Source organism: Micromonospora sp. LOL_014 (genome assembly GCF_048060245.1).
Classification (GTDB): domain Bacteria; phylum Actinomycetota; class Actinomycetes; order Mycobacteriales; family Micromonosporaceae; genus Micromonospora_E.
The window spans coordinates 45,934-68,653 of record NZ_JBHMIP010000031.1; the positions used below are offsets into that span (position 1 = coordinate 45,934).

General features: G+C 68.0%; 21 protein-coding genes and 1 pseudogene. 5 read left to right on the plus strand and 17 right to left on the minus strand.

All coding sequences use genetic code 11. From position 1 onward, the window contains the following. Positions 1 to 80 precede the first annotated feature (80 nt). The 4 genes from ACFHW1_RS23965 to ACFHW1_RS23980 all read left to right on the plus strand — a co-directional run bounded on the left by ACFHW1_RS23965 (position 81) and on the right by ACFHW1_RS23980 (position 3,247). Complete coding sequence (locus tag ACFHW1_RS23965; protein WP_416552412.1) at positions 81 to 995, plus strand: deaminase; 915 nt, start codon at positions 81 to 83, stop codon at positions 993 to 995. Further along, a complete protein-coding gene (locus tag ACFHW1_RS23970) occupies positions 995 to 1,888 on the plus strand; it encodes a TIGR03619 family F420-dependent LLM class oxidoreductase (RefSeq protein WP_416552410.1) in 894 nt (297 codons plus the stop codon). The genes ACFHW1_RS23965 and ACFHW1_RS23970 overlap by 1 nt, the downstream gene beginning before the upstream one ends. Before the next feature lie 66 nt (positions 1,889 to 1,954). Beyond that, a complete protein-coding gene (locus tag ACFHW1_RS23975; RefSeq protein WP_281551191.1) occupies positions 1,955 to 2,146 on the plus strand; it encodes a hypothetical protein in 192 nt (63 codons plus the stop codon). A 54-nt stretch (positions 2,147 to 2,200) separates the two neighbouring features. Next, positions 2,201 to 3,247 (plus strand): LacI family DNA-binding transcriptional regulator, encoded by a 1,047-nt coding sequence (locus ACFHW1_RS23980; protein WP_281551192.1) that lies wholly within the window; start codon positions 2,201 to 2,203, stop codon positions 3,245 to 3,247. Between the two features lie 146 nt (positions 3,248 to 3,393). On the opposite strand, the gene ACFHW1_RS23985 is transcribed toward ACFHW1_RS23980, so the two are convergent. The 13 genes from ACFHW1_RS23985 to ACFHW1_RS24045 form a co-directional block, all read right to left on the minus strand. Further along, complete coding sequence (locus ACFHW1_RS23985) at positions 3,394 to 4,707, minus strand: glycosyltransferase 87 family protein (protein ID WP_416552407.1); 1,314 nt, start codon at positions 4,705 to 4,707, stop codon at positions 3,394 to 3,396. A gap of 17 nt (positions 4,708 to 4,724) precedes the next feature. Next, the gene (locus tag ACFHW1_RS23990) at positions 4,725 to 6,212 is read right to left on the minus strand and encodes a glycosyltransferase family 4 protein (RefSeq protein ID WP_281551194.1); all 1,488 of its coding nucleotides are present in this window, start codon (positions 6,210 to 6,212) and stop codon (positions 4,725 to 4,727) included. Next, the gene (locus ACFHW1_RS23995) at positions 6,209 to 7,051 is read right to left on the minus strand and encodes a glycosyltransferase (protein ID WP_281551195.1); all 843 of its coding nucleotides are present in this window, start codon (positions 7,049 to 7,051) and stop codon (positions 6,209 to 6,211) included. The genes ACFHW1_RS23990 and ACFHW1_RS23995 overlap by 4 nt, the downstream gene beginning before the upstream one ends. Then, the gene (locus ACFHW1_RS24000) at positions 7,048 to 7,746 is read right to left on the minus strand and encodes a transglutaminase-like domain-containing protein (protein ID WP_416552405.1); all 699 of its coding nucleotides are present in this window, start codon (positions 7,744 to 7,746) and stop codon (positions 7,048 to 7,050) included. Before ACFHW1_RS24000 ends, ACFHW1_RS23995 begins: the two co-directional genes overlap by 4 nt. 11 nt (positions 7,747 to 7,757) lie before the next feature. Further along, positions 7,758 to 8,894 carry an acyl-CoA dehydrogenase family protein gene (locus ACFHW1_RS24005; RefSeq protein ID WP_416552744.1) on the minus strand — a complete coding sequence of 379 codons (1,137 nt, stop codon included), beginning with the start codon at positions 8,892 to 8,894 and terminating at the stop codon, positions 7,758 to 7,760. 2 nt (positions 8,895 to 8,896) lie between these two features. Continuing rightward, positions 8,897 to 10,351 (minus strand): AMP-binding protein, encoded by a 1,455-nt coding sequence (locus tag ACFHW1_RS24010; RefSeq protein ID WP_416552403.1) that lies wholly within the window; start codon positions 10,349 to 10,351, stop codon positions 8,897 to 8,899. Positions 10,352 to 10,395: 44 nt separating this feature from the next. Next, positions 10,396 to 11,184 carry a hypothetical protein gene (locus ACFHW1_RS24015; protein WP_416552401.1) on the minus strand — a complete coding sequence of 263 codons (789 nt, stop codon included), beginning with the start codon at positions 11,182 to 11,184 and terminating at the stop codon, positions 10,396 to 10,398. After that, positions 11,181 to 12,665, minus strand: coding sequence for an MFS transporter (locus ACFHW1_RS24020; RefSeq protein WP_416552399.1), 1,485 nt, complete (start codon positions 12,663 to 12,665; stop codon positions 11,181 to 11,183). The genes ACFHW1_RS24015 and ACFHW1_RS24020 overlap by 4 nt, the downstream gene beginning before the upstream one ends. 6 nt (positions 12,666 to 12,671) lie before the next feature. Then, a complete protein-coding gene (locus tag ACFHW1_RS24025; protein ID WP_416552397.1) occupies positions 12,672 to 13,379 on the minus strand; it encodes an HAD family hydrolase in 708 nt (235 codons plus the stop codon). Then, positions 13,376 to 14,305 carry a pseudouridine-5'-phosphate glycosidase gene (locus tag ACFHW1_RS24030; RefSeq protein WP_416616129.1) on the minus strand — a complete coding sequence of 310 codons (930 nt, stop codon included), beginning with the start codon at positions 14,303 to 14,305 and terminating at the stop codon, positions 13,376 to 13,378. Before ACFHW1_RS24030 ends, ACFHW1_RS24025 begins: the two co-directional genes overlap by 4 nt. A gap of 103 nt (positions 14,306 to 14,408) precedes the next feature. Further along, complete coding sequence (locus ACFHW1_RS24035; RefSeq protein ID WP_416552393.1) at positions 14,409 to 14,783, minus strand: ectoine synthase; 375 nt, start codon at positions 14,781 to 14,783, stop codon at positions 14,409 to 14,411. Between the two features lie 45 nt (positions 14,784 to 14,828). Then, the gene (locus tag ACFHW1_RS24040; RefSeq protein WP_416616131.1) at positions 14,829 to 15,080 is read right to left on the minus strand and encodes a phosphopantetheine-binding protein; all 252 of its coding nucleotides are present in this window, start codon (positions 15,078 to 15,080) and stop codon (positions 14,829 to 14,831) included. A gap of 82 nt (positions 15,081 to 15,162) precedes the next feature. Continuing rightward, positions 15,163 to 15,957 carry a hypothetical protein gene (locus tag ACFHW1_RS24045; protein WP_416552389.1) on the minus strand — a complete coding sequence of 265 codons (795 nt, stop codon included), beginning with the start codon at positions 15,955 to 15,957 and terminating at the stop codon, positions 15,163 to 15,165. Positions 15,958 to 16,135: 178 nt separating this feature from the next. Between ACFHW1_RS24045 and ACFHW1_RS24050 the strand changes: the two genes are divergently transcribed. Further along, positions 16,136 to 16,330 carry a hypothetical protein gene (locus tag ACFHW1_RS24050; protein WP_416552387.1) on the plus strand — a complete coding sequence of 65 codons (195 nt, stop codon included), beginning with the start codon at positions 16,136 to 16,138 and terminating at the stop codon, positions 16,328 to 16,330. A gap of 136 nt (positions 16,331 to 16,466) precedes the next feature. On the opposite strand, the gene ACFHW1_RS24055 is transcribed toward ACFHW1_RS24050, so the two are convergent. The 4 genes and pseudogenes from ACFHW1_RS24055 to ACFHW1_RS24070 all read right to left on the minus strand — a co-directional run. Then, on the minus strand, positions 16,467 to 19,469 hold the full coding sequence (locus tag ACFHW1_RS24055; RefSeq protein WP_416552385.1) for an AfsR/SARP family transcriptional regulator: 3,003 nt from the start codon (positions 19,467 to 19,469) through the stop codon (positions 16,467 to 16,469). A gap of 827 nt (positions 19,470 to 20,296) precedes the next feature. Next, positions 20,297 to 20,566, minus strand: coding sequence for a hypothetical protein (locus ACFHW1_RS24060; protein WP_416552383.1), 270 nt, complete (start codon positions 20,564 to 20,566; stop codon positions 20,297 to 20,299). Between the two features lie 370 nt (positions 20,567 to 20,936). Further along, entirely contained in the window at positions 20,937 to 22,214 is a 1,278-nt protein-coding gene (locus ACFHW1_RS24065; protein ID WP_416552381.1) for a hypothetical protein, read from the minus strand. Beyond that, positions 22,193 to 22,720 (minus strand): annotated as a pseudogene (locus ACFHW1_RS24070) (hypothetical protein); the annotation flags it as partial. The pseudogene ACFHW1_RS24070 and the gene ACFHW1_RS24065, both read right to left, overlap by 22 nt.

The following is a 22,720-nucleotide window of genomic DNA, read 5'->3' on the forward strand; positions in this document are numbered from 1 at the left end:
TGTCCGGTCCGCCGCGGACACAAACGTCGCTCCGCGTGTTGGCACCCCTACAGTGGCGAGTCAGCTTCTAGGGTGCCGATATGGCAGAACTGAACGTTTCGCAGCTACGGGTCGTCCTGGTCGTACCGGATGTGGACGACGCGCTCCGCTACTACCGGGACTCGCTGGGGCTCACCGAGCTGGCCGCAATGGCCGGCCCGAAAGGCGCGCGGGTGGCCATCCTGGCCGCCGGCCAGGCCACCCTGGAGCTAGCCAACGAGGCTCAGGCCGCATTCATCGCCGAGGTCGAGACCGACGGTACTCCGAGCACTCCGGTACGACTCGCGTTCCAGGTCGACGACGCGGTTGCGGCGGTCGACGTCCTCGGCGACACACCGGGCGCACGGCTGATCGCCGCGCCCCGACGCACGCCGTGGGGTTCCCTGAACGCCCGGCTCGACGGGCCGGCGGGCGTGCAGGTGACCTTGTTTCAAGACTCGGCCCTGCCGCTCGGGCAGCTGATCGGTACGGCGCTGCCGTCGATCGGTGGCGAGCCCGGACTCCTGGCAAGGACCGTCGAGGCGGCCCGGATGCACGGCTCGGCCGGCCAGTTGCCGTTCGCCGCCGTGGTGGCGCTGGACGGGAAGGTGATCGGTGCTGGCGTCAACACAGCGCTGACCGACCTGGATCCGGCGGCGCACGCGGAGGTGACCGCCATCCGAGACGCGGCACGGCGCACCGGGTCGGCCGATCTGCGCGGCGCCGTCGTCTACTCAAGCTGTGAACCGTGCGCGATCTGCCGGACGGTGGCGGCCGCAGCCGGGGTCGGTGAGATCGTCTTCGCCGCGGGCAAGGAGTCCGTTCCGCCGGCGATGAACCCCGACCCCCAGACGACCGGTCGGTTGATCGACGCCGTGTCGGCGGTACTGCCGGGCATCGCCCGGCGCGCGGACACCGGGTTGTCGGCCGAGCAGCTCTCCGCGCCCTTCCACGCCTATCTCGCCCAGGCGGCGTGATGGCCAGGCTGGGAATCAACGTGCCGAACTTCGGGCCCGAGGCGGTCCCGGAGGCGTTCCTCGACTGGGCCCGGTTCGCCGAGCACAACGGCCTGTCCACCCTGGTCGTGTCGGACCATGTGGCGCCCACCGCCGAGGTGACCTCGGTGTATCCTGCGCCGTTCTACGACCCCTTCGTGCTGCTGTCCTGGTTGTTCCCGCAGACCGAGAGGATCCGACTTGGTACCTCGGTGGCGGTGCTGCCGTACCGTCATCCGTTGCTGACCGCCCGGATGAGTGCCATGTTGCAGTTGCTCAGCCAGGGCCGGTTCGTCCTCGGCGTAGGCTCGGGATGGGCGGCCACCGAGTTCGCGGCGCTCGGGCTCGACGTGCGGCAACGGGGCCGCACCGCCGACTCCCACCTCGGGGTGATCACGAGAGCCTGGGCGGCCGACACGGTCAGCTCCAGCGAACACGGATTTTCCGATGTCGCGACGGGGCCGGCCCCACTTGGAGGCGGGATGCCGGTCTGGGTCGGTGGCGCCGGCCGGGCCGCGATCCGCCGGGCCGCCCGGTTCGGCACGGCCTGGCACCCGATCAATCCGACTCTGGACTGGCTCAGGAACAGAGGTTTGCCGGCGCTGACGGCGGCGGCCGCCGAGGCGGGTCGACCGGTTCCGGCTCTGGTCCCCCGGATCAAGGCCCGGCTGCAGGCCCGGTCCGCGGGCCCGGATCGTCCGCTCGGCGTGGGCACCCTCGCCCAGATCGTCGGGGACGTCAGGGCGCTCACCGAGTGCGGAGCGGCCGAGATCATCCTCGACCCGAACCCGGACGTCCCGACGAGACGGGACTTCGCGGCCGAGCAACGACAGCTGGTCGAGATCGTTCAGGCGTATCGACAAGAAGTCCCTTGACCGGTATAGAAGACTCGCGTACTGTACCGGTATAGAGGTTAACCGGTCAGCCGAGGGGTGATCATCATGGAAATGGCATCTGGCTTCGTCGGAGCAATCAACGAGGTTTCCCGCAACGTCAACAGCGCCCGCCCGGACGCGCCCGTCGTGCCGCACGTCGAACGCCCCCAGCGCACCCGGCTCGTCCGGCTTGCACTGGCCAAGGGCCTGCAGCGGGCGGCCCAGGCGATCGCCCCGGCCGAGCGCAGCCCTGCCTGATAACCTCGCCTCACCTCAGTAGGTGGACGAGAGGCGGTGGGCATGGCCCCACGAGTGACGTTGCAGACCATCGCGGACCGGGTAGGCGTCAGCCGCATGACCGTCTCAAACGCTTTCTCCCGCCCGGACCAACTCTCCAGTACCCTGCGAGAGCGCATTCTTGCCGCCGCTCAGGAACTTGGCTATGTCGGCCCCGATCCTGCCGCACGCGCACTGGCCAAAGGCACAACCGGCGCGGTGGGTATTGTTCTCACCGAATCCCTCCGATTCGCATTCACCGATCTGGTGGCGACCAGCTTCCTCGGCGCGATCGCCGAGGAGCTGGCCCCCACCGGCCTCGCGCTCACCCTGCTGAGTTCAGCCAGCAGCGGCGGGATCATCCCGGCCCGTGACGTCGCCATCGACGGCGCGTTGGTCTACGCGTGTGATCCGACCTCACCCGCGGTCGACTGGCTGTCCCGCCGGCGACTTCCCCTGGTTTTCGTGGACCAGAAGCCTGTCGCGACCGTGACCTGCGTCAACGTGGACGACCGGGCAGGTGCCCGCGCCGCCGCGCAACACATCGTCGACCTGGGCCATCGCCGGGTCGGCTTTCTGCTGTCCGGGGCGCACGGCGAGCACGGACTCATCGAGGATCCCCTTTCGCTGGCAGATGGTTACCCCTCCCGACAACGGATGCTGGGATGGTTCGACGCCCTGGACGCCGCCGCGATCCGCCCGGTCGTGGCTCGTGAGCCCAGCGGCGGGATCGACGCCGTCCGCGCAGCCGCACGGCTGTTGTTGGACCGCGACGACCCGCCCACCGCCGTCCTGTGCTTCTCCGACGCCATCGCCTACGGGGTCATCCAGGAAGCGACCGCGCTGGGCATGCGTGTTCCCGGTGACGTCTCGGTAGTCGGCTTCGACGACAATCCCCTGGCCACCCAGATCCGGCCGACCCTCACCACGGTGCGCCAGGACGTCGTGCTGAAGGGGCGGGCGGCGGCGGAGGCGCTGCGGGTAGCCGTCGAGCAGGCCCGGACCGGCGCGGCAGCCGACCCGCGACACATCCTGCTCCCCACCGAACTGGTAGTCAGAGGCAGTACCGCGCCCGTCCGGTGAGTCCGGCACCCGCCAGGGCCACAAGCCGCGGGCACCCATGACGCCGGGCCGGCAGGCGCGCGAACATCGTGCCGGGCCATGCATTGCCGAACGCCGTACCGGGACGGCAACCTCGCCGTCCCGGTACGACCGCCTTGGTCCGTCCGTCATCTGGCCGATGCCGATACCAGTTCACGAAGCGGCGGCTCGACGGGTCGCGCCGCCGGCTCCGATGGGAAGTCGCGACGTACCCACATGGGACCGAGTATCAGCAGGGCAAGTCCGGTCAGTGGGAACATCGCGGCAACCACCTTCTGCCAGACGGCCAGCTCCATCGGTGACGGAGGCGATTCCGGAATGCCCAACAGGCTGAACACCCGGATGGTGAACACCAGCACCAACACCCCGGTCGCGACGGCGAGCCATGCCGAACGGGTCTGGTAAGCGCGGCAGGCCAGCCAGATGAGCAACGGGATCACGTACACCCAGTGGTGTTCCCAGCTCACCGGCGACACCAGCAGGCCGGTGACCGCCGCAGCCGAGAATCCCAGGAAGTCCGAACCACGCAGGTAGACGTACCTGGCCACCGCGAGCCCGAAGACCGCCACGCCGGCCAGGATCACCAGCCACCACCGAGCGAACTGCTCTCCCTCGAGTACCCGGGCCAACGCCCCGGACAACGACTGGTTCGGAGTGTCGAAGACACCACCGGCACGCGACGAGTGCAGCACCAACCCGCTCCAGTAGGTCAGCGAGTCCCTTGGCAGCACAGCGAAACCGGCCACCACCGTGCCGAGGAAGGCCCCCAAGGCGGTGCCGGCGGCCCGCCACTGCCGGGTGACGACGAGGTAGCCGATGAAGATCAGCGGGGTCACCTTCAGGCCGGCGGCGATGCCGATGCCCACACCACGCCAGCGACCGCCACCGCCCCGGAAGTCCAGCAGCACCAGGAGCAGCAGGAACATGTTGATCTGACCGGCGATCAGCTGAATCCGGACCGGCAGCAACCACGCGGCGAGGATCAGCACGACCACGGTGAGCACCCCGCGCACCCGTGCGTCCCGGACCCCGGTCACCTTCAGCGTCATCCAGACGACCGCGCCGAGGGCAACCAACGACGCGGTGTTCCACACCAGGCTCGCCGCCCCGATCGGCAGGTAGGACAAGGGCACGAAGAACAGCACCGCGGTCAACGGTGGATACAGGTACGGCATGGGACCGTACAGCGGCGACATGATGACCACGTCGTACAGCGAGGTGCCTTCACGCACCGCGAGACCGCTGGCAAGGTAGACCTTGAGGTCGACCGTCCAGCGCAGTGCCCAGTACGGGTCCCGGGTGAAGACGTACGAGGCCAGCAGGGCCAGCCCGAACGCAGTCACCAGCACCGCCGCCGCAGTGATGACGGCCGGGCGCGCCGTCGACCGCGAGTCGGTCGGACGAATGGCCGGACCCGGGTGGGGATCCACAGTTGCACTCATCATGATCATCTCCATTCCTACGCCGGCTGGCGGCGGTAGACATCGAACTCGTCGTAGAACGGCACCAGGTCGAGCCGTCGCCACATGTCGCCTCGGTCGCTCTGGTGGCCCGCCAGCGCAGGCGGCAGTGGACGCGGACCGATCAGCAGGTCGTGGCGACCGGCGAGGCGAACACTGGCCCCGGTGACGCCGAGGCGCCTCAGCACCGCGACGGCGTCGACCTCGTCGCAACCGTTGAGCAGCAGCTCCACCACGCCATCGCAGACCACCACCTCGTCGGTGACCCGAAGTCCGGCGGTCGGTGCCGGCACACCGGCCGGCAGGCGTACCCGGGTGGTGATGTCCGAGCGGGCGGATCGACGTTGGGCCGGCCCGTACCGCCCGGCGTCGGCCATAACGATCTGGTGTTCGACCACCCGCGCGAGGAGTTGAGCAGTACGGTCCCAGCCGAACAGGCCCGCCCACACCCGACAGCACCGCGCCGTCAGATCGGCGTACCGCTGGTCGGAAAGGAGCCGCACGCCGCGCACGATCTCCGCGCCCAGCTGCTCCTGATCAGCCACGACGTACCCGGTCCGGCCGCCGAGCACGAAGTTGTCCGCCCCAGGTGTGTCCAGGACGAGGCACGGCACCCCGAGTGCGGCGGCGCGCAGCGGCTCGAATCCAGCAAGCTCGGCGGTCGCCGTCGACACGGTGAGCCAGGCGCGGGCGAGCCTGCGGTCTCGTTCCGACTGCGGTAGCCGGCCGGGGAGCGAGACCACCCGCTTCAGAGCTCCGTCGGCGATCATCCGCCGTAGTCGGGGTAGCTCCGGTCCGGTCCCGAGGACCTCCACCGTCAAGCCGGTCAGTTGGCCGGCAACCGCCGCCAGCGCCCGCAGAAACACATCGATCCGTCGGTCCGAGGCCAGGCGCGTGTCGATCACGATCAGCGGATCGGCCGACCGTGCACCGGAGGTGGCGCCAGGGTCGGTACCGGGCGGCACCACGAAGATCGGTCCACGGGCCCGGGCGTGCCGGCGCACCGCGTGCCGGGCCGCAGGAGACAGCGTGACGATCGCGTCGGCACCGCGCGGCGCACGCGTGGCCGGATACCACGAGAGGCGGCGTAGCGCCGACAGAGAGCTCGGTCGGGTGTCGTCCGGGCCTGGCGGCGGGTCCGTCACCACGGCCACTACGGGTGCTCGGCCGCCGGCCAGCACGCTCCCCCGTGGGTATCCGGTGGCGTCGACCACCGCATGTGCCCGGCGAACCAACTGCGTCAACACGGACGGCTGCCGCCATGACCTGATCCCGCTCCGGACCACCATCACGCCGTCGATCGGTTCTACGTCGGGCAGACCTGGCGCACGCTCCACGGCCCAGCTGACGGAGGCTCCCCAGCCAGCCCAACGCCGGGCGACCTGGTGCAGGTACCGTTCCTGTCCACCGGCATCGGGATGGCGCACGTCACGGTCGCTCACCACCAACAGCTGCCGATCCGCCAGGGTGAAGCTCCCCTTGTTCATCGCAGCTCCAGCCGGTACAGCCGCAGCAGGTCGGCGAAGGCAGCCGGACCGTCGTGCAGCGGGCGGAAGGTGGAGCGCTGGTCGTCGGTCCATGCCACCGCGATCTCAGCGATCCGACCCCCGCCCCGCCGAATCTGACGTAGGAGCTCCACGTCGAAGGCGAAGCCGTTGACCCGACAGCGCCGCAACGCGTGCTGCACCGCAATCCGGTCGAAGATCTTGAACCCACACTGAGTGTCGTGGACGCCCGGCACGAGCCGTCGGGCCAGGGCTCGGAACGCCGCTCCCCCGAGCCGGCGGCCGAGCGGCTGCGGCCGGACGAGCTGAGCACCAGGTGCGTGTCGGGAAGCGATCGCAGCCGTAGCTCCCGCGTCCAGCTCCGCCATCGCCCGATGCAACGTCTCGATCGGCGTCGACAGGTCCGCGTCGATGAAGCCGACGTAGCGAGAACGACTGCTCTCGATACCCCGGCGCACTGCGGAGCCCTTACCCGGCCGGGAGCACCCGGCCACGACGACCTCCACGGGGTCACGTGCCACCGTCGCGGTGGCTACCGGTTCGGCACTTCCGACCGCCACCGCGGCCGTGTCGTCGGTACTGCCGTTGTCGACCACCACGATCCGGCTCCGCCACGGACAGTCCGCCAGGAAGCCGGAGACCACCGCCAGGGTGGCGGGTAGCCGGGCGGCCTCGTTGAACGCCGGTACGACCAGCTCCAGGTCGACCGCGCTGCGCGCGTACGGCACGGACGGTTGCGCCAGCCAGTCGCTGTCCCGGCCGGCGGTGCCGGTAGCGACAAGGGTGGCGGTGCCGGGACCGCCCGAGGCCCGCGGCGTCATCCCGCACCTCCCGGTGATGTCGCGTCGGACACCAGCGAGCCACGCGCGGTGGTGTGCTGGCTGGCGAACAGCCGGGGGTGCGCTTCGCGGATACCACCCACGACCATGTCGTAGGGAACATCGTCGAATTCGCCATGCGACTTGAGGAATTCCATATGTAGCCGCCCCTCGTTGTCGTACGGGTGGTACATGCTGTCGGCGCGGCCGTCGAATTCGAGGGGACGGATTCCGTAGAGCCGGCAGAGCATTTTGTTGAAAACCGGCGTCACGCGGACCCATTTACCTTCCAGGAACACGGTGGTCAGGCTGTGGAACGTGAAAACCTTGCCACCCATCAGCTCTTCGAGCCTGGGCGACGCAAGATGGTTTCGGACGTCTCCGTAGTAGATCCGACTCGGAACGCCGACGGATCGCATCACCGCCGCATACACGATCGACTTATGGACACAGAACCCCATGCCCCGTCGGATGGTCGAACTGGCCCGAAGACCGTTACGGGAGAGGTCCGCACCGTAGACCTCGTAGTGGATGCCGTCGCGCACCGCGTAGTAGAGGGCCCGCGCCCGTTCCATCTCGGGCATCGCGTCACCGCCGTCGAGCAACGCACGACGCACGAACTGCCGCACCAGATCATCCTCGTAGTCGAGGAACTCGGTAGCATCCAACAGGGACGGATAGGTCAGCTGAGCAGTCATGGTTAAGTCCTTCACAATCCGAGTATTCTGGCGATGCGCTGTCGCTGAATGTCAGAGGTACCGGAGTAGATGGTCCCGGCGACGGCGTTCCGGAGATCCTGCTCCAGTCCATAGTCGGCCGTGTAGCCATAGCCGCCGAACAACTGGACGGCGGCGAGCGCCGAGTTCAGATTGCTCTCACTCGCGATCAACTTGCTGATAGCGAGATCGACCGTGACACTCTCTCCCCGGGCCACCTTCGTGCCAGTTTCGTAAAGCCACCTCCGCGAATTCTCAAGTCCGATCTTCATCTCTACGATCTTGTTTGAGACAGCCTGGTAGGAGCCGATGCTCTGGCCGAACTGGGTCCTGGTCCGCGCGCGATCCACGCAGCGCTCGAACCGGTGCCGCATCTCTCCCACGCTGACGCTGAAGGAGCAGAGGATTTCCCACTTCATGACGTGGTCCATGACCAGGAAACCCGCGCCCGGTGTCCCCAGGACGTTCGTCACCGGCACCCGGCAGTCGTGGAAGGTGAGCTCGGAAAACGGCGAGGTGCGCAGGCCCATCTTGGCGATCGGTTCACCGACGGTGAAGCCCGGTGTGCCACGTTCGACAAGCAGCGCGGTCAAGGCCGCAGGACTGCCGGGTTTACCGGTACGTACGTAGACGACCACCACGTCGGCGACAGGGCCATTGGTCACGAACGCCTTGTTGCCGTTGAGCACGTACTCGTCCCCGTCACGGACCGCGGAAGTTCGCATCGCCATGACGTCCGAGCCCCCTTCAGGTTCGGTCAGCGCATGTGCACCGACGATGCTGCCGTCACAGATCCCCGGCAGGTAACGGTCCTTGAGCACGTCGCTGCCGAACCGTTGAAGTGGGACACCGGTGCTGACGATGTGTGTAGAGACCGAGAAGCTGAACCCGCCGTCGCGGCAGGCGTAGCCGAGGCCTTCCAGGACGTACATGGTGGTGAGCAGGTCGTGGCCCAGCCCGCCCCACCGTTTGTCGAACGGTAGGCCGAGCAGTCCGGTTGCCCGCAGCCGCTTCCAGCCGTCCTCGCAGAACTCGCCACTGGCATCACGTGCCAGGTGGTCCGCCCCCGCGACGGCGCCGATCTCCTCGGCGACGGCCCGTAGCGAATGTTGATCCATCGACCAGTCCATCGTCACGACTCCGATCCGAGCGGGGTTCCCACCGGGACAGGTCTGCGCAGCGGGCGTAGTACGCTCCGGTCGACCTTTCCGGTGGAGGTACGGGGAAGCGCGTCGTCGCCGACCTGAAACCCGCCGGGGATCGCGGTCCGCGGCAACGCCGCCGCGCAGTGGAGCCGTAGTTGCAGGCCGGTCACCTGCGCCCCGGGGACTCGCCGGACGACGGCGTGCAGAACGCTGCCAGCCTGGTCGTCAGGAACCGCCACTACGGCGGCCTCGAGCACATCCGGATGGGCGAGTACCACCTGCTCGACCTCCTGCAGGTTGGTACGCACGCCCCGGACCTTGACCTGGTGATCGTTGCGCCCGGCGAGAAAGGTCAGCCCATTCTGTTCCCGACGTACCAGGTCACCGGTGCGGAACCAACCGTCGTGCCAGCGCTCGCCGGTCAGCCCCTCGTCCAGGTATCCGGCCGCCCGAAACGGCGTACGCACTACCAGCTCGCCGGTTGCGGCTCCGGTCAGCGGCTCACCGGCCGCATCGACTACTGCCACTTCCACACCGGCTGCGGGTCGGCCGATCGGAAGCGCACCACTGGCCCGGGCCTCGACCGGATCGACCTCGTAGACGAAGCTGTCGTTGGTCTCGGTGCAACCGTAGACGTTCCACAACCGAGCGTTGGGAAAGGCGACGGCGGTACGGTCCAGCAGGTCAAGCGGGGTCACATCACCGGTCAGCAGGACCTGACGCACGCTGGGAAACTGTTGGCCGCTCTCGGTGACGAGGCGAAAGAAGAACGGCACCGCCTGGATGTGGGTCGGTTGACCTTCGGCGCACAAGGCGGACAGATACCCGGAGTCAGCAGCCCGGTCCGCCGTCACCAGCTCCACGCTCGCGCCGGCGGCCAGTGCCGCCCATACGTCGAGCAGACACAGATCGAAATTGAGCGGCGCGTAGTTGAGCACCCGGTTGCCCGGCTCGATGTGAAAGGTCTGGGCGGCCCAGGTGAGAAAGCTGTCCACGCCGGCCTCGGACAGGACGACCACTTTGGGGGTACCCGTCGAACCCGATGTCGTCAGTAGCAGGCCCGGACCGGGCATTGGTCGTCCGGCCGTGCCGGTGGGCCGCACCGAGAGTTGCTCGCCGACGGTGAGCAGATACCCGCAGCCCACCTCGGCGCAGAGCCGGGCCAGGGTGTCGGCACCGAGTGTGGCGGACGGCAGGAGCACCCGGCGGCCGGCCGCCACACAGGCGATGAGCAATGCGATGGTGCCGGGTGACTTCTCCGCAGGCACACACACCGGCACGTCCGGTGTCAGGTCGAGCTGGGCGAGGGTGGACATCGCGGCGGTCGTGGACCGGTTGAGCGTGGCGTAGTCGATGGTCTGCTCGCCCCATCGCAGCGCCGTCGCATGGGGTCTGACGCGCACCTGTTCGGCGAACGCGTCGAGGAACGCTCGGGTCGGCATCGGGTCCTCCTGAGGGGTATTCGGTTGGTCCCAGCAGATGCTGGTCACGGCTGGGCAGCGAGGAGTCGGCCGCCTCCGGAGACAGGCAGGCCGAGCCCGGTGCGCTCGATCAGCTGCCAGAGACAGGCCTGGTTGGCGGTCACGACAGGCACCCCAAGTTCGCGTTCGAGCTGCTCGACGGCTTCCCAGCAGCGGAAGCCGCTGCCCGGGATGAGCACCCCGTCCGCTCGCGGCGGAAAGTTCGCCGCCACCTGGCGGCACACCTCGTCGGGGTCGATCTGCCACCGGGCGCCATGGTCGAACGTCCGGTGCCGGTCCACCTGCTCCCAACCTGGTGGTAGTTGGTACTGGACAAGGCTCGCCACTTCGAATCCGGCGGCATCGAGGTACGCCCGGGTGGCGCTGAAGGTCGGTGCCGTGAACCAGGGCGGCGCCATGACGGCGGGCCGCCGGATGCCCGCGGCGGCCAGCGCGGCCCGCATTGCCTGGCCGGCCGTGTACACCGGGGTACCGTTGGTGAGCCCGGCAGCGGCCTCGGTGAATCCGGTGTCGAACGCGAGGCCGCCGAAGAAGCTCGCTGACCCGAAGCAGAGGCAGATGGCGGACAGGTCCATCTGTCCAAGTTGGTGCAGGCCCCGCTGGACGTCCGGTTGCCGGATCATCCGCTGCCACGATTCGGTCGTGTACTCGGCTCCGGTGCTCGTCGGGCTCTCGAACCGAGCGGCGTGGATGGTTACTCCGGCGGGAGCCATCGTCCACAGCTCCGCCTCCACCACCGGATCGTTGTGCACCACCAGCACCCCAAGCTGCGCCAGCCAGCTAATGCCCTTCATCGCCGGGTCCTTCGTCGGGCCAGGCCGAACCAGGCCAGCACCGCGCCCCCGGCGGCTGCTATCGCCGTGGTGACCAGCGCCCAGCCGAAACCGTCCGGGCCGGGATCGGCCCCGAGTACCAGGACCAGCACAGCCACCCCGAGCGCGCCGCTCATGTACTGGGACGTCGTCATCAGGGCGCTACCGACGCCCTGGTTACGGTCTTCGACGTCGGCGGTGCCCGCGATGAACATCGAAACGTAGGTGATGCCGTGTCCGAACCCGGTGATCAGCAGGCCAGGCAGCAGGTGCACCAGGTAGCTGTCGCCGTGCACTTGGGCGGCCATCAGGAGCAGCCCGACCGTGTTGGTTGCGAATGCCAGAGCGAGAGTGCGCCGGGCACCGATCGCGTTGACCAGACGGGGTGCCACCGAGTTGGCAACGGCGATCGCCACAGCCATCGGCAGGAACGCCAGCCCGGCGGCGATCGGCCCGTAACCACGTAGCTGCTGCAGCAGCAGCGTGACGACGAAGAACTGGTTGCCGACGCTGGCCATGTACAGGGCGGTCGCTCCGCAGCCGACCAGCAACGACCGGGTACGCCGAAGCAAGGGGTCGACCAGCGGGTGCCGGCTGCGCCGCTCGTGGGTGACGAACGCCGCGAGCAGAGCAACGGTGAGACCGAGACCGGCCATGGCCGGCAGGCTGGTCCACCCGTCACTCGATGCCCAGGTCAGTGCCAGGGCGGCGGTGAGCACGGTGCCGGTGCACAGCACCGCGCTGGGGATGTTCAGGCTGGCACGAGCCGCATCGGCCCGTTGCGGTCGGGGCAGCAGCCGGGGCGCGGCCAGGGCGCACAGCACGGCCAGGGGCAGGTTGATCAGAAACACCCAGCGCCAGGAGACAGTGGTCAACAGGCCGCCGATGAGTACGCCGGAGGCGAGGCCGGATGCACCGACGGTGCCCCAGACGCCCATGGCGCGGTTGCGTGCCGGGCCGGCGGCGAACGACGTGTTGATCAGCGCGATGACCGCTGGCTGCAACGCTGCGGCGGCGACTCCTTGCAGACCTCTGGCGACCAGCAGCCACGCCGGAGCCGGGGCCAGGCCGCCGGCCAGGGACGCGACCCCGAACAGAAGCATCGCCACGATGAAGACGTTGCGAGGGCCGAACCGGTCGGAGGTGCGGCCGCCGACGATGAGGAAGCCGGCGAAGAAGACGGCGTACCCGCTGACGATCCACTGGATCGAGCTCTCGGAGAGCGAGAACTCGCCGCCGATGCTGGGAAGTGCTATGTAGACGATCGAGTAGTCGAGCGCGATGAGGAACTGCGCGATCGCGAGAATGGCCAGTGTCGCGTTCGGCGAATGGTTCGACTGAAATCTCAGCCCGGTTCCGCTGAGGGAGTCGCCGGGCGCGGTCGGGCCCTTCGGCGGGCCGTCGGACGCGGCGGTGGCGCGACGCGAGACGTCGGTGGCACCACCGGTAGCGGTCAAGGACATTGACTATCACCTCTGGGTGCTGGTGAGGATCCGGGAATGGGTAACTGGGCCTGCTCCGCCGTTCGCGGGCAACCGGGTGAGCAGGTCACCCAGGTGGTCGAGCACTACCTGCCCACCAACGGCGAGCAGCTCGGCACGGCTGGCCACCCCGGTTGCCACGCCGACCGGCTCCATACCGGCGGCGACCGCCATCCGCATGTCGTCCACCCCGTCACCGACGACCACGCAGCGCTCCGGCGGTACGCCGACCGCCTCGCTCGCGAGCAGAGCCAGACTCGGATGTGGTTTGCCGTGCGCGGTCATTCCGTGACAGGACAGGGTGTCGAACATGTGGCGCAGGCCGGCCGCCGACAGCAGTTCGTCGGCACTGGACCTGATCTTGCTGGTGACCACCGCGAGGCGGTACTCGCGCTCCCGCAGGTCGCGCAGTACCTCCCGGGCGCCGGGAAAGACAAGGTTCGCGGCGAGTGGGACGACCGTCTCGGTGAACAAGGTCCGGGCACGTTCGGTGGCCCGCACCACGTCGCGGTGGTCGGCCGGCAGGGCGAAGAGCTCGCTGAAGGATGCCGCCAGCGGCCGACCGATTGTCTGCTGGAGCGTGCGGTCGCTGACCGTACGTCCGGCCTCGGCGACCACGGCACGCAGCACGCCCGTCATGCCGCTCGGCGTGTCGACCAGCGTGCCATCTACATCGAACAGCACCGCGGCGGTCATGTCGACGCCTTCATGGTCACCGCAAGGTCGGCCGCCAGGGCGCTGGTCAACAGCAGCACCGACCGGTTGGCCGCCGCCGTGCGACCGCTGGTCATCGCCCCGACCTGGCCGAGAATGTACGGCGTCATCGACTGGCCGCTCACCCCTGCGGCGACCGCCTCCTTGTGCTTTGCCCGCACCAGGTCGTAGATCTCATCGGCAGGCAGTGCATCCTCGCCGTGGATGGGGTGGGTGACCAGGAACGAGCTGCCGTTGCCGACCTGCCAGTGCAGCCGGGCGGCCCGTGCCACCTCGCGAAGGTCGTCCATCCGTCGCGGGTTGGGTTTTCCGCTGGACACGCTGTAGTAGGCGGGAAAATCGTCGCACTGGTAACCGACCACCGGGACGCCGAGCGTCTCCAGGTACTCCAGCGTCAGCGCTGGGTCGAGCAGCGACTTGGCACCAGCGCACACGACGGCGATCCGATGTCGGGAGAACTCGACCAAGTCTGCCGAGATGTCGAAACTCTGCTCAGCACCGAAGTGCACCCCACCGATACCGGCCACGGCGAAAATCTCGATGCCGAGTCGCCCGGCAGCGGCCAGGGTAGCGGAGACCGTAGTTCCGCCATGCCCGCCAGCAGCCAGGGCCACGCCGATGTCACGGTTCCCGATCTTCGGTACGTCGGGAGTACTGGCGAACATCTCCACCTGTGACTCGGACATGCCGACGACGAGTCGGCCGTCGACGATCCCGATCCGAGCCGGAACGGCACCGCCGGCCCGGATCGTCTTGTCGATGTCCAACGCCGTATCCAGATTCAACGGGTACGGCAGGCCGTGCACGACTCCGGACGATTCCAGGGCAACGATCGGCGCCCCTTCGGCAAGCGCGTCCGACACCTCCGACGAGACAGAGAAGAGCTCGTCATAGTTTCCGACAGACATCGCCAACTCCTATCCTGCGAATTCAGAATCCGGTCCGACATCTCACCGAAGCGGACCCGGCCGTGGCCGGCGCGGGGCGGTTCGCCCCGCGCCGGCCGCACCATCAGTAGTGCGAGAACTGTTCCGAGTCGAAGTTGTGCCGCTCGTCGCCACGCAGCGGGGGGTTGAACACGCTGACGAGTTCCAGGTCCTGCTCCGGCGCCGCGATCAGGTAATGCTCATCGTGCTGGTCGAGGGCGTAGATGACCCCCGGCTCGATGTCGTAGGCGGTGCCGTCAGCCGCGATCACCTGACCACGCCCGGCGATGCAGTAGCAGGCTTCCAGGTGGTTGCGGTACTGCAGCGGCGACTTCGATCCGGCGTTGACGATGGTGTGGGCGACAGCGAAACCCATTTCGTCCTTCTCGACGAGCATCCGGTAGCTCAGGCCGTTGCCCCAGTCGACACCGCCAGTTTCCGACTTTGCACGGACGATCATTTCTGCTCCCTCAGTGTTGGTTCTGGACTCAGCCGATCTCGGTGTTCAGACGGAACTGCGTGTACTGTGTACGAGCTTGGTGATGGCCTCCACCGAACTGAACTGCTCCGGCGAAATGTCGCGGTCGTCGATGGTGATGCCGTACTGCTCGACCACCCAGGCGATCAGGCGAAGCAGGCCGAGGCTGTCCACGATCCCCGAATCCAACAGGTCCAGGTCGGTGGGCAACTGGTCCGGGGTGATGTCCGGCGCAAACGCCGAGACGATGAACTGTTTGATGACGATTTCGTCCGACACATCTTCCTCCATTGCGGGTCGCTTCAGCTTCCGCAAGAACTGTTCGTCTTCTGCGGATCGTTTACTGTGGGTGGTGCGCTGATCAGCCAACACTGAGCAGATCAACCAACAACACGTGCTCCTCGCTGATCCGACCCTGACGCCTACCGGCCAGAATCCCGGCGAGATCCCCGTGCGGCCGGTATTTCGACTCCGCGCGGTGTCGTGCGTAGCCGAGGCGGGGCGGGTCGCCCACCGTGGCCGAACTGGCCAGAGAGATGTCGTCGACGAACACCTCGGTCACCTGATCGATCAGGGCGCTGGGCAGGTCGCGGCCGGTTGCGTTCACCACCAGCGCTCCTGCCGGCAAGTGAACCTGCGGACCCGTCGCGCCGTCGGCGAGGCCGACGTGCCCATCGGCGGCGCCACAGACGACGACGAGGTTCGCTCCGAAGGCTGCCTCGCCAGGGTGGTTCGTTCTGGCGAGACCAATGCCGGCCAGTTCCAGCGCGTCCACCACCCACCGGTCCGGCTCTGCGTCCGGTTGACAGACCGCGATGTGGCTGACGCCGGGCACGTACCGGGCGATGAGGAACAGCTGAAGTGCGACCGCGGCACCCGATCCGATGACCGCGACCGTCACCGCGCTCGGCCGCAGCAGGCTCCGGGCGGCGAGCACCGTCAGCAGTGCCGCCTGGTAGGCGGGCGGATCACGGGCCGTCAGAGCGCAACCCTCGGCGCCACTCGGGTCACACGGTGGTATCTCCGAGTCGTCCATGATGCACCGGTCGGTGTCCGGGTTCCGGGCCGCGCCCCGGACACGTACCCGCTCGGCCAACTGTCCGATCGGGTCGGTGCCGCTTGTTCGGGTGCACAGGTGGGGTATGCAGAGGTTCACCAGAGGCTCCCTGTCGCTTCGCCGTGGTCCCTTGCCACCTGACGATGCGAGTGCGAGCTTTTGATCTGCTTACTGGCCGCTATTTGGGCCATCCGTCACGACGACAGCGCTGGGTGGTTGTACCGATAGCGGGCGGGTGTCTGGTGATGACATCGCCACCGAAACGGAAGGAACGACGATGACCACCAGCCGTCAGGCCCGTCGCTCAGTGCTCCGGAGCCTCCTCGTCACCGCCGCGCTTGCCACGGTCGTGCTCGTGGGACTCGGCTCGGCCGAGAGCACGCTCGACGCGCCCAGCGCCAACGCCACCTGCCCGGTGGGGATGCATTGGAGTGACGAAGCGCAGATGTGTGTCCAGGACACCCACTGGTGACAGTTGCTGACGTGGTCGCAGGACGTGCCGGGTGCCTGGTTCGGCACCCGCCACGTCCTGTTCTGCCCGAAGCGACGGCCACGGCTGTCCGTCAGGGCCGCGATCGATTAACCCATCGGCAGACGTACCGTCGCGATCAGCTCCCGAACAGGATCGCCGCCTCAGGCGGGTGCGGCTCGGACGTCTGCACGTCCCCCCTCGCCCGGTCCAGTTCGCGGAGCGCGCGCAGCGCTTTCGCCTCGATCGACTGCTCGCGCAACGTTCGCGCGAGATCAAGTGTGTGCGCCAAGGTGGCATGTGCCTTGTCCAATCGACCCTCTCGATGCCGCAACAGGCCAAGGCCGTACAGCGCGTGGGCCTCCCCGATCCGGTCGCCGGTATCGCGGACGATCCGCAGGGTACGGTGCAGGGCCTCACGTGCCTGATCTACCTCGTCGATCGCCACGTACGCCTCGGCGAACCGGTACATCACTTGAGCTTCGACGCGCAGACAGCCGGTCTCGCGACAGATGGCGAGTGCCTCGTCGAGCATCTCGATGGCTGCCGGGTTGTCTCCGGCGTCGATCCTGGACTTGGCGAGGTTGCGCATGATGTGTGCCTCGCCGATGCGATCGCCGACCTCCCGCATGATTCGCAGCGCGGCGTCATACTTGGTGAGCATCGAAGCGCTTTCGCCGCGCAGCCCGTCGACGTGCGCCGCGTTACGCAGGACCAGGGCGTACCCATGCTGGTGGCCCTCGTCCTGGAAGATGCGCGCGGCCGTGGTGAACCAGCGCTCGGCCTCGGTCAACCTCGCCTGGACCATGTTCAGGGTGCCCAACGAGTAGTGCATGGCGGCGACGCCGATCCGGTTCCGGGCGGCCTCCGCGGCGGCCAAGGCCACCTCGGCGGACGCCTGCCAGTCGTCGAAGTAGCCTTTGGCCTCGAACAGGGCCACGGACGTCAGTGCGAGGTCCCAGCAGAGCTCGTCGAGACCTGCAGCAGCGGCCTGACGGACCGCCGTCACCAGCGCCCGGCGCTCCGTCTCCCACCACTGTCCGAGATCGCGGATGCGCCGATCCGCCTCACCTGGACGCGGGTGCCAGCGTGGCCCGGCACCATGCAGAATGGTGTAGTCGCCACCGTACTCGCGCCGGTGCGCCTCCTCGGCGAGCGCCATCCACGCACCCAGCAGCCGGGTGAGGGCTGCTTTCCGTTCAGCTTCCGTCTCCTCCTGGGCAAGTTGTTCCCCGGCAAATATACGGATGACGTCGTGCATTCGGTAGCGTGGCACGCCGTCGGGGTAGCGGACGGTGTCCACGAGTTGGGCGTCCACCAGGCTTTCCAGCACGTCGTTCGCCTCTATGAAGGTGGAGTCCAGCAGGGCAGCAGCTGTCCAGCCGGGAAAGTCGGGTGCTCGCACCAGCGACGTCAGCCGAAAGAGCCGCTGCGCCGGAGGAGCCAGTATCTGGTAGCTCAAGCCGATGTTGGACCGAAGCTCCAGACCGTGATGGGCGAACTCGTCGAGCCGTCGCGCTTCGTCGTGCAGCCGTTCTACCAGATCGTCCAGGCGCCAATGTGGTCGGGACGCCAGACGCGCACCGGTGATCCTGAGGGCCAGCGGCAGCCCGCCGCAAAATTTGACAAGATCGAGCAACGCTCTCGGTTCGGCTGCGGCGCGATCCTGGCCGATGATCCGAGTCAGTAGCTTCACCGAGTTGTCGGTCTCGAACACCTCGACATCGATCTGGTGTGCGCCGGAGAGCCCGCTCAGCCGAAATCGACTGGTGATGATGACGGCGCAGGTCGGGCTGCCGGGCAGCAGGGGCGGTACCTGGGCCTCGGAGGTGACATCGTCGAGCAACAGCAGTACCCGGCGCCCGAAGAGTTTGCTGCGATACAACTCGCCGCGTTCTTCGACGTCCTCGGGAACGGCCGATCCGGCCACCCCGAGCGCACGCAGGAACCTGGCCAGCAACCCGGCGCTGCGATCCTCCCCGCTCCAGGAGCCGATGTCGGCGTACAGCTGACCGTCGGGGTACCGGTCACTCAGCTCATGGGCCGCCCGGGCGGCGAGACTCGACTTACCGACTCCGCCTTTTCCGCTGGCGACCACGATCTGCACGCCCCAGCGGGCCTCGTCGCTGTCGGGATCATCACCGAGGAGCCGCTTGATCAGCCGCAGGTGCTCCTCCCTGCCCGTGAAGTCGGCGATGCTTGCCGGCAGCTGCCGGGGTATCACTCCTCCGTAGATCAGCTGGGCAGCGGACGGGGCTGCCTCGACCGTCTTGACGGGGGCAGCCTCGACGACCGGTCTGCCGGCACCGGCGCGTTCCATCACCGATGCATGCCGCTCGGCAGACAGGTCATCGCCGCCACCGGGTGAGGTGACCGCCGCCAACGGTTGCGGTATCGCTGACGGCGCGTTGCCAGACGACCCGAGCTGCGGATCGTGCTGAAGGATCGCCCTTTCCAGGTCCTGCAGCTCCTGACCCGGGTCGATCCCGACCTCCTCAAGCAGGACAGTTCTCGCCCGTCGAGCCACCTCCAGGGCCTCGGCCTGCCGGCCGGCCCGGTAAAGAGCCAGCATCAGTAGCGCATGAAACCGCTCCCTCAATGGGTACTCGACCACCAACGCAGACAGTTCGCTAGCCATCTCCCGATGGCGTCCGAGAGCAAGGTCGAGGCGGATCCTTTCCTCGATTGCGGAGATCCGCTGTTCTTCCAGAACCGTGGCGTTGCGCGCCAGGAGATCACTGGAGATTCCCGAGAGAGCTGGCCCACGCCACAACGCAAGTGCTTCCCGCAAGGTGCTCGCCGCTTCTTCCAGCCGACCTGCTTCCGCACGCTCTTGCGCCTCACCGACCAGCGAGGAGAACTCGACGACGTCAATTTCGAGGTCAGCGATCCGCAGAATATAGCCCGGTCGACGGGTGCCGATCACGTCCGGATAACCCGCGCCCATGAGCAGCTTCCGCAAGGCGGAGACACATATCTGGATCTGTCCCCGCGCGGTAGCTGGCGGGGATGACCCCCAGACCGCGTCGATGAGTTGGTCAACTGAAACAACCCGGTTTACATTCAGCCCAAGCGTCGCGAGCACAATACGCTGCCGAAATCCGCCAATATCCAAGGACCGGTTATCGACAACAAGATCCACCGGACCGAGGAGCCTCAGCCCCATCCACAGCCCCCCGCACGGCTAGACGATCAACTTACTAGAGTATTGCACGCCACGCCCAGTTCATCAACATCGGCAGACATAAATAAATCACCCATCCACCACGGATCGATCTGCGGTACGGACCACCCGGTCAAACAAGCAGGCCAACCGAAGTAAACTGCAGCCGCGCACAGGATCAACTTTGACCGACGCCAGCGCCCGATGCAATTCGTTTATACTTGACTTGACTTGAACCTATTCTGCGGAAAGTCCGGTTCCATCGGATCCGCGTGCCCCGGGGCGAGGTCACACCGGTCCGGACCGCTATGGACCCACGTCGAGGTGCGGCGCAGCTCACCATCGTCCAAGGCCACCACAGCACCTGCCGCCGCCACCGCTAACCTGCTCAGGCTCAGTGGCTCCCCTCACGCCGGCGAACCCGGTCGCGGTGGCCAATCAGGTCACCTGCGGAAGCCAACACGCGGCCCGTAGGCAACCACACCTACCGCGACCTGCCCCCATCCCCGCACAAACGTGGATGGGGGCAGGGCACTTCCGTGCCTCTGACGGGCCGCCCCGGGGAGCAGGCCACCGCGAGGCAGCCACTCGCAACGGTACGGCGACGCTGATCGCAGCCGGCACCATCGGGCGGCTACCGGTCCGTCACGCACCGGCACAGCCGCCTCGGTCAGGGTCACATCGACACTCCACAGCAGCTTTTCGATCTGGACCGCCGTCACCACCAGCGACACCCCGTCGGAGGCGTCCATGGAACCGACACCGCCAGGCGAAGCGGGCAGGCGCCGCATCCCAGCTCAACAGCTTCAACCGGTCATCGTCATGAGTTGTGCGGGCGCTACCGTTGGCGCCGGTCCGGATCCGCGTGGCGGCCACAGATTGTTGACGAAGCAGTACGGCGCGAGGGCGCTGGCCAGGTCGTGGCCCTGACCGGCGAAGGCTTGGGCCATCGCCACCGGGTCGTAGTAGGCATACCGGTGCGCGGACAGCGACGCCTGCCAGATCCGGGCCAGCAGCTCGGCGAAGCCGCCCGGCCCCGCCGCTGCGGGTCTGTGCGAGAGGTTCAGATGGCGCAAATTTATCTAATTGAGACTGGCGACCTCGGAGTCGTACCTGGCCCGGAACCGGTTGCCGGACATCGTCAAAAGCACGGTGGCGGTGCTGACCCGGCGCCGGACGGCGACCGGGAACGCCTCACCCCGGGAACCGGGCGAACTGGTCCAACCAGTAGCGTGCGGCGTGATCCGAGCGGGAACCCTCATGCTGCTCATGGGCCGCGACATCAACCAACTGCCAGGCGGCCGGCCTCGGGACCGCCCCGCGCAGTAGCAGCAGCCGCAGGTCACGTAGCACGATCTCGGCCGCGCGGTAGTTGACCGCAGCATGGTTGGTTGAACACCAACGCGATCTGGCGCACCCGGGGGGCGATCTGGAACAGGCCGACCCTTAGGGCGCACTCGTCACGGTGGTCCACCGGGTCGGCGGCCAGTTCCGTCGCGGCCCGCGCGCCGTCGGGGTCGGCCCGCGACGGCGGTGCGGCGAACAGGCGTACCGGCAGCGTGCCGGTGGCCGCGACCACCTTGCCAAGTCGTCGCCGGCCGGCTGGAAGCCGGTCCGCAGCGCAGCATGCCACTCGACGAGCAGCCCGACCGCCCGGCTCAGCCGCTCGACGTCGGTGTCGACCCGGTCGGGCACCCGCAGGGTGCGGGGCAGGTGGGCATCGCCGGGGCAGCGTCGAAGGCAGCCCGGTCCGGCCAGGTGGCGCGTTGGCTCCAGGTCAGCGGTGCCACGGCGGCGGACGGCACGGCGACCCGGATATTGGGCGCCGGTCGGCTCAGCCGCGTCCGCCGGGCTGCCAGGGCCAGGGCACGTCCCGGTACGCGGCCTCGATGAGCAGCGCCTCCAGGTCACGCAGGTACGGCTCGATCGTCTCCGGCGCAAGGAACGGGTGTCGACCGTGTAGGTGAGACCGAGCGCCTCCGGCTCGTCCACCACGTGCAGCAGGCGGTGCCAGGAGGCGGCGTCCAGGCCGTCGATGAGAGTGAAGTGGCTGCCGTCCGCGGTCGCCCGCAACTGCTGCTCGGCTACCGGCGGCACGTCGTCCACCAAGTCCCCGCCGGGCAGCCGGACGTCGTTGAAATAGTAGTGCGGCAGGAATGCGGTGGTGTAGTCGTAGCCGAGCTCCTCGAACGTCGTCCGCATCGCGACTGCGTCGTAGTAGGCGTGCAAATATCCGTCCAGCGCGACCCGATAGATCCGTGGTAGCAGCTCAAAGAATCCCGGGCGATCGGCGATGTCCAGCACGCAGAAGCCGATTTGACCGAGATTGGCGATCGCATTGACGTACTCGGGCCGGAAGCGGTTGTGCGACATGTTGAACTGTCCGCAGACCTGACGCCCGTTCGCTCCGGCGGACAGGGCGGTGGTAGCGGCGAGCAGCACCGTCGAGAAACTCACCCGATGCCGGGCGGCGACCATCCGGGCGGCGGTGGCGGCGGCCGACGAGACCAGCGTGCCCCGGTGCAGCCGTGGGGTGGCCGGCGGTGCCGGCCCGTCGAGCGAGACGTCGGCCAGCCGGCGGTACTGCCGGAGCCAGTACGCCACGGTACGGGCCGAGCGCCGCTGGTCCGGCCCGTGCTGGCGGCGGGCCACGTCCACCGACTGCAGCCCGGCCGGGGTGCCCAGGTCGCCCCGGAGCAGGATCAGCCGCGGGTCTCGCAGCACCACTCGACCGCGTACGCGTCCACGGTCGAGTGGCTGAAGACCAGCACCAGCTGGCGTACCACGCCATCGACCCGCACCACGGCGAACCGCACCGGCCACTCCCGACCGTGGTCGAAGGCGACGTCGCCCAGCCGGCGGGTGAGCTCGGCGGCCGCCGCGGCGCCGTCGCCGGTGCCCGCAACCACCAGGACCGGAACCTGCCCGGCCGCCGCAGTCTCCTGCCGCGACGTGCCGTCCGCCGTCCGGCATACCCACGTGCGCAGCCCGCCGTGCCGGCCGACCAGCGTGCCGATCGCCTGCACCACGCTGGACAGATTGGCCGGGGCCCGACGCGGCACCGCCAGCACCCGGCGCAGGTTGAGGAACAGATGCTGGGTCCTCGACAGGGTGGCTGCCCGCCACATGACCTGCTGCGCCCAGGTCATCGGCGCGTCTTCCGTCCGACCCAGGGCTGTTGCGTAGTCGGTTGAGGGGCTCTTGAGCTGGGGTTTTCGATGGGATTCGGC